The sequence below is a fragment of the Caldimonas taiwanensis NBRC 104434 genome (assembly GCF_001592165.1).
GTDB classification, from domain to species: Bacteria; Pseudomonadota; Gammaproteobacteria; order Burkholderiales; family Burkholderiaceae_C; genus Caldimonas; species Caldimonas manganoxidans.
In genome coordinates this window covers 186,241-198,556 of record NZ_BCWK01000004.1, presented here as the reverse complement: position 1 = coordinate 198,556, position 12,316 = coordinate 186,241, and the positions used below count along the sequence as shown (strand labels likewise).

Genomic DNA, 12,316 nt, shown 5'->3' with positions numbered 1-12,316 from the left:
TGTGTTTGTCATTGGGGTCTGGCCCCTGGAGATTCGAGCCATCGCTACTTATCTTGACCGTCGCATCCCGAATGCGGAGCGCAAGCATCGCCTGAACCGTGAGATCACCGCGCCAGAGGTGCGCCTCAACGGGCCCAACAACGAGCCGCTGGGCATCGTGAGCCTCGCCGAGGCTTTGCGCATGGCCGCCGAAGCTGATGTCGATCTGGTCGAGATCGCGGCCACGGCCAATCCGCCTGTGTGCCGCTTGATGGATTACGGCAAGTTCAAGTACCAGGAGCAGAAGAAGGCGCACGAGGCCAAGCAGAAGCAGCACGTCATCGACATCAAGGAAGTCAAGTTCCGCCCTGGGACCGACGAGGGTGACTATCAAATCAAGTTGCGCAACCTGCGTCGATTCCTCGAAGATGGTGACAAGGGCAAGGTGACGCTGCGGTTCCGTGGTCGCGAAATCACACACCAAGAGATCGGGATGCGCCTGCTCGAGCGCGTGCGCGACGATCTGGCCGATGTGAGCGTGGTGGAGAACATGCCCAAGTTGGAGGGGCGCCAGATGGTCATGATCCTGGCGCCGAAGAAGAAAAAGTGATCACCTTCGGGTGATCGGCAGCCCGGCGGCGGTGGGTCGCCACGCCGGGGCAGTGGCCCGGGGCCGACAAGTCCGCGAAAGGTTCGCGGCGCCTCACGGGCACCCAGTAGAAGGAGCAGTCATGCCCAAAATGAAGACCAAGAAGAGCGCGGCCAAGCGGTTTCGCGTTCGTCCCGGTGGCACCGTCAAGCGGGGTCAGGCGTTCAAGCGCCACATCCTCACCAAGAAGTCGACCACTCGCAAGCGCCAACTGCGCGGTGCGGTCAATGTGCACGACAGCAACATGGGTCACATCGCTCGGATGATGCCCTTTGCGGGTCTGTGATCGTTTGGGTTGAAGGAGAAAGCACATGCCTCGCGTCAAACGTGGTGTCACCGCACGCGCCCGTCACAAGAAAGTTCTGGCTCTGGCCAAAGGCTTCCGGGGTCGCCGCAAGAATGTTTTCCGCGTCGCCAAGCAGGCGGTGATGAAGGCTGGGCAATATGCCTACCGTGACCGTCGTGCCAAGAAGCGTGAATTCCGTCAGCTCTGGATTGCCCGTATCAATGCAGCGGTGCGTGAGCGTGGTCTGACTTACAGCAAGTTCATGAACGGCATCAAGAAGGCGGCCATCGAGATCGACCGCAAGGTGTTGGCCGATTTGGCCGTGCACGATCCGGCGGCTTTTGGCAGCATCGTCGACAAGGTGAAGGCTCAACTCGCTGCTTGATTGCCATGATGGGCCCGCCAGTCGGCGGGTCCGACATTGCAGCTTCCCGGCTTCCCGGCCGGGCAGCCGGAAAGGCCGACACCGGGTTCGGCCTTTTTTTATTGCCGCAGGGTTTGCCTGGCGAGCCCCGCACCGCAACCTGACGTCATCCACGCATGAACGAGCTCGAACAACTGGTCCACAGCGCCCGTGCGGATTTCGACGCGGCCACGACCCCCGCCGACCTGGAAAATGCCAAGGCCCGTTACCTGGGCAAGTCCGGCCGCCTGACGGACTTGCTCAAGGGCTTGGCCGCCTTGCCGCCCGAGGAGAAGAAAACCCGTGGTGCGGCCATCAACGAGGCCAAGCAGCAAGTCGAAGCCTTGCTCAATGCGCGGCGGCAGGCCTTGGCCGATGCCGAGCTGGAGCGTCAGTTGCGCGCCGAGGCGCTGGACGTGAGCCTGCCGGGACGTCGGCGCGGTGTGGCCGGCTTGCATCCCGTGACCCGGGCCATGGAGCGTATCGAGGCCATCTTCGGTTCCATGGGGTTCGAGGTGGCCGATGGACCGGAGATCGAATCGGACTGGTTCAACTTCACGGCGCTGAACACGCCGCAGGACCATCCGGCCCGCTCGATGCACGACACGTTCTATGTCGAAGGGGGGCATTTGCTGCGCACCCACACCAGCCCGATGCAAATCCGGCATGCGGTGCAGCATGTCAAGCGCCATGAGGCGCGGCTTGCGTCGGGGCTTCCGATGCCGGATATCCGTGTCATTGCGCCAGGGCGAACGTATCGCGTGGACAGCGATGCAACCCATTCGCCGATGTTTCACCAGGTCGAGGGTCTGTGGGTTGGCCAAAACGTGAGCTTCAAGGACCTGAAGGCGGTTTACGTCAACTTCTTGCAGGAGTTCTTCGAGACCACGGACATCCGCATTCGGTTCAGGCCCAGTTACTTTCCGTTCACCGAGCCCAGTGCCGAGATTGACATGATGTTCGGCAGCGGGCCTTTGAAAGGCCGCTGGTTGGAGGTGTCCGGGTCGGGGCAGGTGCATCCGCAAGTGATTCGCAACATGGGTCTGGATCCCGAGCGCTACATCGGCTTTGCCTTCGGCTCGGGCATCGACCGTTTGGCCATGTTGCGCTACGGCGTGAACGACCTGCGCCTGTTCTTCGAGGGCGATCTGCGCTTTCTGTCGCAGTTTCGCTGATCTGTCCCCCCTAAGACTCTGTCTGCAAGGAAGACGACGTGCAATTTCCCGAGTCCTGGTTGCGCGAGTTCTGTGACCCGCCGCTGAGCACCGAAGCCCTGGCCGAACTGCTGACGATGGCCGGTCTGGAAGTGGAGGAGCTGCGTCCCGTGGCCCCGCCGTTTTCATCGGTGGTCGTGGCCCGAGTGCTGGAGGTGGAGCGGCACCCCAACGCCGATCGACTGAATGTGTGCCGCGTCGATGCCGGCACGGGGCAAACACTGCAAATCGTGTGCGGTGCGCCCAATGTGGGCGCGGGGCTGAAGGTGCCCTGTGCGCTGGTGGGGGCGCAGCTGCCGCCGGCGCAAGACGGGGGCGAACCCGTGCGCATCAAACTTGGCCAACTCCGAGGAGTGGAAAGCCAGGGCATGCTGTGCTCGGCGCGCGAACTCAAGCTCTCCGACGATCACGAGGGCTTGCTGGTGCTGGATGAGGACGCACCGGTGGGGCGCGACCTGCGCGAGGTGTTGTCGCTGGACGACACGCTGTTCACGCTCAAGCTCACGCCCAACCTGGCGCATTGTCTGAGTGTTTATGGCATTGCACGGGAGGTGTCGGCGCTGACCGGTGCGCCGTTGAAACAACCGGTTTTCCCGCCGGTGAGTGTGAGTCATGCCGACAGGCTGCCGGTGCGCATCGAGGCACCAGACTTGTGCGGGCGGTTTTCCGGGCGCATCATCCGGCACGTGAATCCGCGGGCAGCCACGCCGGCCTGGATGGTGCAGCGTTTGGCGCGTTGTGGCCAGCGTTCGGTCAATGCGTTGGTGGACATCTCGAACTATGTGATGTTCGAGTATGGCCAGCCCACTCACATTTTCGACCTCGACAAGATCCATGGGGGGCTGACGGTGCGCTGGGGGCGCCCGGGCGAGCGCCTGGAGCTGCTCAACGGTGAGACCATCGAGCTCGACGGGCAAGTCGGCGTGATCGCCGACGATGAGGCCGTCGAATCGCTGGCCGGCATCATGGGTGGGGAGCGCACGTCGACGTCCGATCACACCCGCAACATTTATGTGGAGGCGGCGTTTTGGTGGCCCAAGGCCGTGGCCGGCCGTTCGCGCCGCTACAACTTCTCGACCGACGCGGGGCATCGCTTCGAGCGCGGCGTCGATCCGGCGCGGACGGTGGACGTCATCGAGCGCATTTCGCAGCTGGTGCTGGACATCTGTGGTGGCCAAGCCGGACCGATCGATGACCAAGTGCTGCGTCTGCCTGAGCGTGCGCCCGTCAAGTTGCGAGTGGAGCGGGCCAGCAGAGTCATCGGCATGCCGGTCACGCAAGAGGACTGCGTCGGCGTGTTCCGCCGTCTGGGCCTGCAAGTTGCGCAGGAGCCGGGGTGTCTGACCGTGCAGCCGCCCAGTTGGCGCTTCGATCTGCAAATCGAGGAAGACCTGATCGAGGAAGTGATCCGTGTGCTGGGCTACGACCGGCTGCCGGATACCCCACCGCTGGCGCCCACGGTGGCCAAGGTGCGCTCGGAGTCGCGCCGTAGCCTGCATGCCGTGCGTCATGCCCTGGCGGCATTGGACTATCAGGAAACGTTGAACTTTAGCTTCGTCGAGCCTCAGTGGGAACGCGATTTCGCTGGCAATGAGCGTCCGATCCAGTTGCTCAATCCCATTGCAGCGCCCTTGAGCGTGATGCGATCCAGCCTGATCGGCAGCTTGGTGCAGGTGCTGCGGTTCAACTTGGCGCGCAAGGCCTCCAGGGTGCGTGTGTTCGAGGCGGGCAAGGTGTTCTTGCGCGATGCATCGGTGGTCGACTCGGACACGACGGTGGCCGGGCTGCGTCAACCGTTGTATGTGAGCGGGCTGGCTTATGGCCCGGTGGATGAGCTGCAGTGGGGACGCGAGGATCGCGTGGTCGATTTCTTTGACGTCAAAGGCGATGTCGAGACCTTGTTGGCACCGCTGCAAGCTCGGTTCGAACCTGGGGAGCATCCTGCGTTGCATCCGGGGCGTTGTGCTCGCGTGGTGGTCGATGGCCGTGTGGTGGGGCATGTGGGCGAGTTGCACCCGCGCTGGCGCCAGCGCTATGAACTGCCGCTCGCCCCGGTGGTGTTCGAGCTCGACGCCGAGGCGTTGTTGCAGCGTCCGCTGCCGGTGTACCGGCCGATTTCGCGCCAGCAACCGGTGTGGCGCGACATTGCCGTCATCGTGCGCGAAGGCGTGACGCATGATGCATTGCTGCAAGCCATCATGCAGGCGCCCACCGACGGGCTGGTGCGCCAGGCCGTGCTCTTCGATGTATACCGTCCCAAAACGCCGACGCCGGAGATTGGCCCCGGGCAGCGCAGTCTGGCGTTGCGATTGGAGTTGTTGGATGACCGAGGAGGTCTTACCGATGAGCGCATCGATGCCGCCGTGCGAGCCGTGGTCGATACGCTGAGCCAGCGTTTTGGAGCGAGGTTGCGGGCCTGAGCGCAGGCCGTCAGATGCCGGGCCGGCTCGGTGCTGCCCCTGCTGGCGTGGTTGGATGGATGGAGTATGAGATGGACCGAGTGATCCTCCCGGTGATCGAGACGCCGACCTTGACCAAGGCGGAATTGGCTGATCTGCTGTTCGAGCGTTTGGGGCTGAACAAGCGTGAGTCCAAGGACATGGTGGAGGCCTTCTTCGAGATCATCCATGACAGCCTGAGCCGCGGCGAGGATGTGAAACTCTCGGGTTTCGGCAATTTCCAGATCCGGCGCAAGGCCCCGCGCCCCGGGCGCAATCCGCGCACCGGGGAGTCCATCCCGATCAAAGCGCGCAATGTGGTCACATTTCACGCCAGCCACAAGCTCAAGGCCCTGGTGCAAGGGCAAACCCCATTGGCGGAAGACTTCGAGTAAAGTCTGAACTCTTCGGTACGATCTCATTGATTTTCAATGGAGAAGGCGCTCCCAGCCATTCCTGCCAAGCGCTACTTCACCATCGGTGAGGTCAGTGAACTGTGCGGCGTCAAACCCTATGTGCTGCGGTATTGGGAGCAGGAGTTCACGCAGCTCAAGCCGATGAAGCGGCGCGGCAATCGGCGCTATTACCAGCACCACGAGGTGTTGCTCATTCGCCGCATCCGAGAACTGCTCTACGAACACGGTTTCACGATCAGCGGGGCGCGCAATCGGCTCGCGGAGATGGGCTTGGCCGGCCGTGGCATGGAGGCGGCTCTCGACGCCGAGGGCTCGGACCGCCGTGCGGTGGGGGCGGCGGCCCCGGATTCGGCCACGGACCCGGGAGCCAAGGGCAGTTCAGCCCAGGACGCGGCCCCGTCTGTCGCGCCCCGCTCGATCTATGGCTTGCAGCAGCTGCGCGAAGAATTGCTGTCCATCCGGGCCATCCTGGCACAAGAGTGAAATTTGTGGCTATAATTCAAGGCTTCGTCGGGGTGTAGCGCAGCCTGGTAGCGCACTTGCATGGGGTGCAAGGGGTCGCGAGTTCGAATCCCGCCACCCCGACCATCGAATGCGAAAGCCCGGTGCCGACAAGGCGCCGGGCTTTTTGCTTGAGGGCTCGGGGAGGCAGTGTCGCGTGCGGCCATCGGGCCTTGCCTACCTTGGCCAGCCAGTCCCAACCGCGCGAGGGGGCAGGGCGTATGGGCGCACGGGCGTATGGGTGTCTGGAGCGGCCTTGCCGGGCGGCATCCCGGCAATGAGGGGCCCCGAGTCTCGACGAGAGGGGCGCTCTGATTTTCGATATAATCTTGCGCTTTCGTTCCTTGCCGCACTCGTGGGCAGGCTCCTATGGAGCCTGCCTTGACGCCCGGGGCGGCTTACCCACCCATCTCGATGGGAATCCACAAGGAGTGTCAATGCGTCACTATGAAATCGTCCTATTGATCCATCCGGATCAAAGCGAGCAGGTCGGCGCCATGCTCGAGCGCTACAAGGGCATGGTCACCTCCGCAGGTGGCAAGGTCCACCGTGTCGAGGATTGGGGCCGTCGCCAGTTGGCCTACATGATCCAGAAGCTCGCCAAGGCCCACTATGTGTGCTTGAACATCGAGTGCAGCAAAGAAACCTTGGCCGAGCTGGAGACGGCGTTCCGCTTCAATGACGCCGTGCTGCGGCATTTGACGGTGCAAAAGCGCAAGGCCGAGACCGCGCCGTCGGTCATGATGAAGGCCGTCGAGAAGGAAGAGGCCCGCAAGTCGCAACAGGAGGCGGCTGCCTGAATGAGGTGCTGCCGCGTGCCGTCGGTTGCCGAGCATGAACCAGGTGATGCTGGAAGCTCGGGTGACTGAGCGAGGTGCGCTGCGCTATACCCCGGCCGGACTTCCTGCGCTCGACTTGCTGCTGTCGCACGAGTCCACGTTGATGGAAGCCGCCATCCCGCGCAAAGTCCGCATGGACCTCAAAGCGGTGGTGATCGGGGCTTTGGCGGAGCAGTTGAGCCGCGTCGAGATGGGCAGTGTCCATCGCTTCGCTGGATTTCTGGCTTCTCAGCGCAATGGCCGCGGCGTGGTGTTGCACATCACTGGCCTGCTTTAGTGCATCGTTAATCTTCGGATAGATCAATTAGGAAAGTTCCATCATGGCTGCGCCCCGTAGCAAGCTCTCAAAGGATCGCAAGTCCAAGCGCAATCAGCAGTCGCTGCTGTTCAAGCGCAAGCGTTTCTGCCGCTTTACCGTCGCTGGCGTCGAGGAGATCGATTACAAGGATGTCGATACCTTGCGCGATTTCATTGGTGAGAACGGCAAGATCACGCCCGCCCGTCTGACTGGCACGCGCGCCATTTATCAGCGTCAGCTCTCGACGGCCATCAAGCGCGCCCGTTTCCTGGCTTTGCTGCCGTATACCGATCAGCACAAGGTTTGAGGAGTCCAGACATGCAAATCATCCTGCTGGAAAAAGTCGCCAATCTGGGCAACCTCGGTGATGTGGTCAAGGTCAAGGACGGCTATGCCCGCAACTTCCTGATTCCCACGGGGGCGGCCCGTCGCGCCACGGAGGCGGCCATCAAGGAGTTCGAAGCCAAGCGAGCCGAACTCGAGAAGGCCGCCGCCGAGAAACTCGCCGCTGCCCAGGCCTTGGGCGAGAAGATCAACGGCAAGACGGTGCAAGTCACCCAAAAGGCTGGGGTGGACGGCCGTCTGTTCGGTTCGGTCACGAACATCGACATTGCCGAAGCTCTGGGCAAGCTGGGCTTCCAGGTGCACAAGTCGCAGATCCGCTTGCCCAACGGCCCGATCAAGACCGTGGGCGAACACCCGGTGACGGTGGGGCTGCACACCGACGTGGTGGTGGAAGTGGTGGTCTCGGTGGTGGGTGAAACCGCCTGAAGACGCAAGGCTGTGCGACACAGGCCGGTGCCTCGCACCGGCCTTTTCGTTTTCTACACAGCTTGTTCTGCACAAAGGCACAGGCTGTCCCCGAGATATCCACAGACTTGTTCCTTGCCCCACGGCGGGGCTCGTCTTAACCTACTCGACTTATGTCCGCCATCGTCTCAGGTTCGTCCTTTCCCGAGACCCCTCGTCGCCAGGACGACGAGGTGGCGCGTTTGCGCATTCCTCCGCATTCCGTCGAAGCCGAGCAAAGCGTGTTGGGGGGCTTGCTGCTGGACAACGGAGCGTGGGACCGCGCCGGCGATTTGCTCACGGAGAGCGACTTCTACCGTCATGAGCACCGCCTGATCTACGCGGCCATCGGCCAACTGATCAACGCCAACAAGCCGGCCGATGTGATCACGGTGTTCGAGCACTTGCAAAGCTTGGGCAAGGCTGAAGAATGTGGTGGTCTGGTGTATCTGAATGCGCTGGCGCAGAGCGTGCCCAGTGCGGCCAACCTGCGCCGCTATGCGGAGATCGTGCGAGAGCGCGCCATCTTGCGCAAACTCGTCTCGGCTAGCGACGAGATCGCCACGGCGGCCTTCAATCCACAAGGTCGCCCGGTGTCGCAGATCCTGGACGAAGCCGAAGGGCGCATCTTCCAGATCGGCGAAGAGGGCAACCGCGGCAAACAGGGGTTCCATTCGATGGAATCTCTGGTCGTGCAATTGCTCGACCGCGTGCAAGAGCTGGCCGAGAATGGCGCCGAGGATGTCACGGGGGTGCGTACCGGCTTCTACGATCTGGACCGCATGACCTCGGGTCTGCAACCGGGCGATCTGATCATCTTGGCGGCGCGTCCGTCCATGGGTAAAACCGCCTTTGCCCTGAACATCGGGGAGCATGTGGCCGTCCATGAGGGGCTACCGGTGGTGATTTTCTCGATGGAGATGGGGGCGGCCCAATTGGCGCTGCGGGTGGTGGGCTCGCTCGGCCGCATCGACCAAAGCCATCTGCGCACCGGCGCTTTGCGCGACGATGAGTGGTCGCGGCTGTCCGAGGCGGTGGAGAAGCTGCGCAACGCGAGCATCTTCATCGATGAGACGCCAGGGTTGTCGCCCAGTGAGCTGCGCGCGCGGGCCCGCCGCCAGGCGCGTCAATGCGGCCAGCTTGGTCTGATCATCGTCGACTACTTGCAGTTGATGAGCGGCAGCTCTGGCAGCAGTGAAGAAAACCGCGCCACCGTGATCGGCGAAATCTCACGTGGCCTCAAGGCTCTTGCCAAAGAACTGCGCTGTCCCGTCATTGCGCTTTCTCAGCTCAACCGCAGTGTCGAGAGCCGCACCGACAAGCGCCCGATGATGAGCGATCTGCGGGAATCGGGGGCGATCGAGCAAGATGCCGACGTCATCATGTTCATCTACCGTGACGAGTACTACACCAAGGACCAATGCAAGGAGCCTGGTGTGGCCGAAATCATCATCGGCAAGCAGCGCAACGGCCCGGTCGGAACCGTCAAGCTCACTTTCCTGAAGCCGTTGACCAAGTTCGAGAATCTGGCGCCCGGTGCGCTCGGGGGCGGCGACTACTGAGGCCCCCTTCGATCGTTCAGAGCACTTCGCTGGCGAAATCGGCCAAGCGCGAACGCTCGCCGCGAGCCAGCGTGACATGCCCGCTGTGCGGCCAGCCCTTGAATCGGTCCACGGCATACGTCAGGCCTGAACTGCCTTCGGTGAGGTAGGGCGTATCGATTTGCGCGAGGTTGCCCAAGCAGACGATCTTCGTGCCAGGACCGGCCCGGGTGATGAGCGTTTTCATTTGCTTGGGGGTCAGATTCTGGGCTTCGTCGATGATGACGAACTTGTTCAGGAAAGTGCGCCCACGCATGAAGTTCATGCTCTTGATCTTCACTTTGGAGCGCACCAGTTCTTGGGTGGCGGCCCGTCCCCATTCGCCGGCGCTGGTGTCGGTGCGAGCGAGCACTTCCAGGTTGTCGTCCAAAGCGCCCATCCACGGCGACATTTTTTCTTCTTCCGTGCCGGGCAGGTAGCCGATGTCCTCACCCACCGGCACGGTGACCCGGGTCACGATGATTTCGGTGTAGCGTCGCTCCTCGAGGACTTGACTGAGGGCAGCGGCCAGCGTCATCAGGGTCTTGCCGGTGCCGGCCGTGCCGGTGAGGGTGACGAAGTCGCACTCCGGGTCCATCAGCAGGTTGAGCGCGAAGTTTTGCTCCCGGTTGCGCGCCGTGATCCCCCACACGGCATTCTTTTGGTGGGTGTATTCCTTGCAGGTGCGCAACACGGCGGTTTTGCCCGTGATCTCGGTGACGCGTGCGTACAGTGGCGTCACCCCAGGGGCTTCGAGATAGACGAATTGATTGATCAGCAGTGCCGGCACCAAGGGGCCGCTGATGCGGTAGTAGGTGTGGCCCGCTTGCTGCCAGCTTTCCATGGTCTTGCCATGGCGCTCCCAAAAATCGACCGGCAGCGGCAACACGCCGGTGTAGAGCAGGTCGCCGTCCTCGAGTGTTTTGTCGTTGTAGTAGTCCTCGGCCGGCAGCCCCAAGGCACGTGCCTTGATGCGCATGTTGATGTCTTTGGACACCAACACCACCTCGCGGTCGGGATGCTTCTGGCGCAGCGATTGCACGACGCCGAGGATCTGGTTGTCGGCCTTGCCCTGGGGTAATCCCACGGGCAATTGCACGTCCACGAGCTGGGTCTGGAAGAACAGATGCCCCCCGGCTTCGCGATGCCCGGTCTTGGACAAGGGCACTCCCCCCTCGGGGAAGTTGGCATTCGTTTGAGCCACCAGGGCGTCGAGTTCGCGGCTGACTTGCCGGGCATTGCGGGCCACTTCGGACATGCCCCGCTTGTGGCTGTCGAGCTCCTCCAGCGTGATCATCGGCAAATAGATGTCGTGTTCCTCGAAGCGATAGATCGACATCGGGTCGTGCATCAGCACATTGGTGTCGAGCACGAAAAGCTTGGGCGGGCCTTGCCGCTGAGGCCGCTTCGGGCGGGCCGGGGCTTGCGCCTGCGCAGCCACTGGTACAGGCGTGGACTGACGAGGCTGCGCCGGCGCCAGCGCAACCGGTGCATCGGTGCGCAGTTCCAGCAGGCCGTGAGAGCTGGGCTCGGATTTTTGCGATCGGGGGGTCTTGCGCGGCGCGCTCTGCGCGTCAATGTCCGAGAGGGTCAGCAGGGTGGCTTTCTTCGTGGGGGGCTTGGGCAGAGGCATCGTCAGGCGGGTTCAGGCAGCGGAAACAAAAAAGCCGCACAGCAAGCTGGGCGGCTTTGCGTGGATGCGGCGGTGACGACTCTCGAATCGGGTCGACGGCATGGCTTCATTATGCACGGCCACCGCAGCGGTGCAATGTCATCACGTCGTGTGCATCGGTACGGCCGATGGAACCCGGCACGCTGGCGAGATTTCAAGCCGCCTTCTTCAGCGCCTTGACGGCCTTGAGGACTTCATCCACATGGCCGGCCACCTTGATGCCGCGCCATTCGTGGCGCAGGATGCCGTCGCCATCGATCACGAAGGTGCTGCGCTCGATGCCTTTGACCTTCTTGCCGTACATGATCTTGTTTTTGACCACGCCGAACATGTGGCAGAGCTTTTCTTCGGTGTCGGCGATCAGCTCGAAGGGCAACTCCAAGTTCTGCTTGAACTTGTCGTGCGAAGCCATGTTGTCGCGCGATACACCGAAAACCACCGCGCCGGCTTTCACGAATTCTTTGTGCTTGTCACGAAACTGCATGGCCTCGGTCGTGCATCCCGGGGTGTTGTCCTTGGGATAGAAATACAGCACGACGATCTGACCTGCGTAGGCCTGGGGCGTGAACTTCACCCCGTTCGTGGCAAGCGCTTCAAAGTCCGGGAGAGGTTTATTGAGGGCTGGCGTCATGTAGGTGTTGAAGAGGGTTGCGCCCGTTCAGGCCTAGCCCGAGATTATAGCTTCTCACCTGCCGATATCCCTTGCCAATGGTCGGTGGCCCCATGATGGGGGCTGGGGCCCATCATGGGGCCGATGGCGGGGGCGTCATCATCAGCAAAGCCACCACGCTGCGGCCTTCGCTGGCCAGAATGTTGTAGGTGCGGCAGGCCGCGGCGGTGTCCATCGTTTCTACGCCGATACGCTGCATCATCAGCGGCTGCAGGAGTTGCGGCCGGGCGAACTGCAGGCGTGCACCGGTGCCCAGTAGCACGACCTCGGGGGCGAGGTCCGCCACACGGGTGAAGTCCTCGACGGTCAAATCCGTCACGCTCTGGCAGGCCCAGGACTGCACCGGCCCACGCCATGGCACCAGCAGGCTGCCGGTATGCACCACGGCGTTGATGGTGATGCCCTGGGCCGTCAGAGCCGTGATGATGTTCAAGGACGCATCGGCGCGATCGGGCTGCAGTTTCACGGGCAGGGGGAGGCTGGGGCGTCAGCGGTGGGTGGGCGTATGGTTAAATTATAGGTTTTGCATCGCAGCAAGATCGCACCATTTGCGTTCGTTGCAGTCCGAATCGGGGCTTGCTT

At 62.5% G+C, this 12,316-nt stretch carries 15 protein-coding genes and 1 tRNA gene; 13 read left to right on the top strand and 3 right to left on the bottom strand.

All coding sequences use genetic code 11. The features are described from left to right. Window positions 1–31 precede the first annotated feature (31 nt). From infC to dnaB, 13 genes are all read left to right on the top strand, one after another. Complete coding sequence (gene infC / locus CTA01S_RS05440) at window positions 32–589, top strand: translation initiation factor IF-3 (RefSeq protein WP_083932366.1); 558 nt, start codon at window positions 32–34, stop codon at window positions 587–589. 121 nt (window positions 590–710) lie between these two features. Beyond that, entirely contained in the window at window positions 711–914 is a 204-nt protein-coding gene (rpmI, locus tag CTA01S_RS05435; RefSeq protein WP_019559460.1) for a 50S ribosomal protein L35, read from the top strand. A 25-nt stretch (window positions 915–939) separates the two neighbouring features. Next, a complete protein-coding gene (gene rplT / locus CTA01S_RS05430; RefSeq protein WP_019559461.1) occupies window positions 940–1,299 on the top strand; it encodes a 50S ribosomal protein L20 in 360 nt (119 codons plus the stop codon). A gap of 155 nt (window positions 1,300–1,454) precedes the next feature. After that, complete coding sequence (gene pheS / locus CTA01S_RS05425) at window positions 1,455–2,492, top strand: phenylalanine--tRNA ligase subunit alpha (protein WP_019559462.1); 1,038 nt, start codon at window positions 1,455–1,457, stop codon at window positions 2,490–2,492. Window positions 2,493–2,530: 38 nt separating this feature from the next. Then, window positions 2,531–4,951, top strand: a complete 2,421-nt coding sequence (pheT, locus tag CTA01S_RS05420) for a phenylalanine--tRNA ligase subunit beta (RefSeq protein WP_062193019.1) — start codon at window positions 2,531–2,533, stop codon at window positions 4,949–4,951. Window positions 4,952–5,022: 71 nt separating this feature from the next. Continuing rightward, window positions 5,023–5,364, top strand: coding sequence for an integration host factor subunit alpha (locus CTA01S_RS05415; RefSeq protein WP_019559464.1), 342 nt, complete (start codon window positions 5,023–5,025; stop codon window positions 5,362–5,364). A 36-nt stretch (window positions 5,365–5,400) separates the two neighbouring features. Further along, the gene (locus tag CTA01S_RS05410) at window positions 5,401–5,868 is read left to right on the top strand and encodes a MerR family transcriptional regulator (protein ID WP_019559465.1); all 468 of its coding nucleotides are present in this window, start codon (window positions 5,401–5,403) and stop codon (window positions 5,866–5,868) included. A gap of 28 nt (window positions 5,869–5,896) precedes the next feature. Then, window positions 5,897–5,973, top strand: a tRNA-Pro gene (locus CTA01S_RS05405). 350 nt (window positions 5,974–6,323) lie between these two features. Beyond that, window positions 6,324–6,686: a 30S ribosomal protein S6 gene (rpsF, locus tag CTA01S_RS05400; RefSeq protein ID WP_019559466.1), complete on the top strand. Its 363-nt coding sequence runs from the start codon at window positions 6,324–6,326 to the stop codon at window positions 6,684–6,686. 34 nt (window positions 6,687–6,720) lie between these two features. Continuing rightward, window positions 6,721–7,002 carry a primosomal replication protein N gene (gene priB / locus CTA01S_RS05395; RefSeq protein ID WP_019559467.1) on the top strand — a complete coding sequence of 94 codons (282 nt, stop codon included), beginning with the start codon at window positions 6,721–6,723 and terminating at the stop codon, window positions 7,000–7,002. 43 nt (window positions 7,003–7,045) lie between these two features. Continuing rightward, window positions 7,046–7,330 carry a 30S ribosomal protein S18 gene (rpsR, locus tag CTA01S_RS05390; protein WP_019559468.1) on the top strand — a complete coding sequence of 95 codons (285 nt, stop codon included), beginning with the start codon at window positions 7,046–7,048 and terminating at the stop codon, window positions 7,328–7,330. 11 nt (window positions 7,331–7,341) lie between these two features. Beyond that, window positions 7,342–7,794 (top strand): 50S ribosomal protein L9, encoded by a 453-nt coding sequence (rplI, locus tag CTA01S_RS05385; protein WP_062193015.1) that lies wholly within the window; start codon window positions 7,342–7,344, stop codon window positions 7,792–7,794. A 152-nt stretch (window positions 7,795–7,946) separates the two neighbouring features. After that, window positions 7,947–9,374, top strand: a complete 1,428-nt coding sequence (gene dnaB / locus CTA01S_RS05380) for a replicative DNA helicase (RefSeq protein WP_019559470.1) — start codon at window positions 7,947–7,949, stop codon at window positions 9,372–9,374. Window positions 9,375–9,390: 16 nt separating this feature from the next. Here dnaB and CTA01S_RS05375 read toward each other — a convergent pair whose 3' ends face one another. The 3 genes from CTA01S_RS05375 to CTA01S_RS05365 all read right to left on the bottom strand — a co-directional run bounded on the left by CTA01S_RS05375 (window position 9,391) and on the right by CTA01S_RS05365 (window position 12,200). Beyond that, complete coding sequence (locus tag CTA01S_RS05375; protein WP_019559471.1) at window positions 9,391–11,025, bottom strand: PhoH family protein; 1,635 nt, start codon at window positions 11,023–11,025, stop codon at window positions 9,391–9,393. A gap of 193 nt (window positions 11,026–11,218) precedes the next feature. Beyond that, window positions 11,219–11,695, bottom strand: coding sequence for a peroxiredoxin (locus CTA01S_RS05370; protein WP_026329945.1), 477 nt, complete (start codon window positions 11,693–11,695; stop codon window positions 11,219–11,221). 112 nt (window positions 11,696–11,807) lie between these two features. Beyond that, window positions 11,808–12,200 carry an Mth938-like domain-containing protein gene (locus CTA01S_RS05365; RefSeq protein WP_062193011.1) on the bottom strand — a complete coding sequence of 131 codons (393 nt, stop codon included), beginning with the start codon at window positions 12,198–12,200 and terminating at the stop codon, window positions 11,808–11,810. Window positions 12,201–12,316: the final 116 nt, after the last annotated feature.

Coding starts and splice junctions, on each gene's coding strand:
- rpmI (WP_019559460.1), top strand. CDS start 711: ATGCCCAAAATGAAGACCAAGAAGAGCGCGGCCAAGCGGTTTCGCGTT.
- rplT (WP_019559461.1), top strand. CDS start 940: ATGCCTCGCGTCAAACGTGGTGTCACCGCACGCGCCCGTCACAAGAAA.
- pheS (WP_019559462.1), top strand. CDS start 1,455: ATGAACGAGCTCGAACAACTGGTCCACAGCGCCCGTGCGGATTTCGAC.
- CTA01S_RS05415 (WP_019559464.1), top strand. CDS start 5,023: ATGGACCGAGTGATCCTCCCGGTGATCGAGACGCCGACCTTGACCAAG.
- CTA01S_RS05410 (WP_019559465.1), top strand. CDS start 5,401: ATGGAGAAGGCGCTCCCAGCCATTCCTGCCAAGCGCTACTTCACCATC.
- rpsF (WP_019559466.1), top strand. CDS start 6,324: ATGCGTCACTATGAAATCGTCCTATTGATCCATCCGGATCAAAGCGAG.
- priB (WP_019559467.1), top strand. CDS start 6,721: ATGAACCAGGTGATGCTGGAAGCTCGGGTGACTGAGCGAGGTGCGCTG.
- rpsR (WP_019559468.1), top strand. CDS start 7,046: ATGGCTGCGCCCCGTAGCAAGCTCTCAAAGGATCGCAAGTCCAAGCGC.
- rplI (WP_062193015.1), top strand. CDS start 7,342: ATGCAAATCATCCTGCTGGAAAAAGTCGCCAATCTGGGCAACCTCGGT.
- dnaB (WP_019559470.1), top strand. CDS start 7,947: ATGTCCGCCATCGTCTCAGGTTCGTCCTTTCCCGAGACCCCTCGTCGC.
- CTA01S_RS05375 (WP_019559471.1), bottom strand. CDS start 11,025: ATGCCTCTGCCCAAGCCCCCCACGAAGAAAGCCACCCTGCTGACCCTC.
- CTA01S_RS05370 (WP_026329945.1), bottom strand. CDS start 11,695: ATGACGCCAGCCCTCAATAAACCTCTCCCGGACTTTGAAGCGCTTGCC.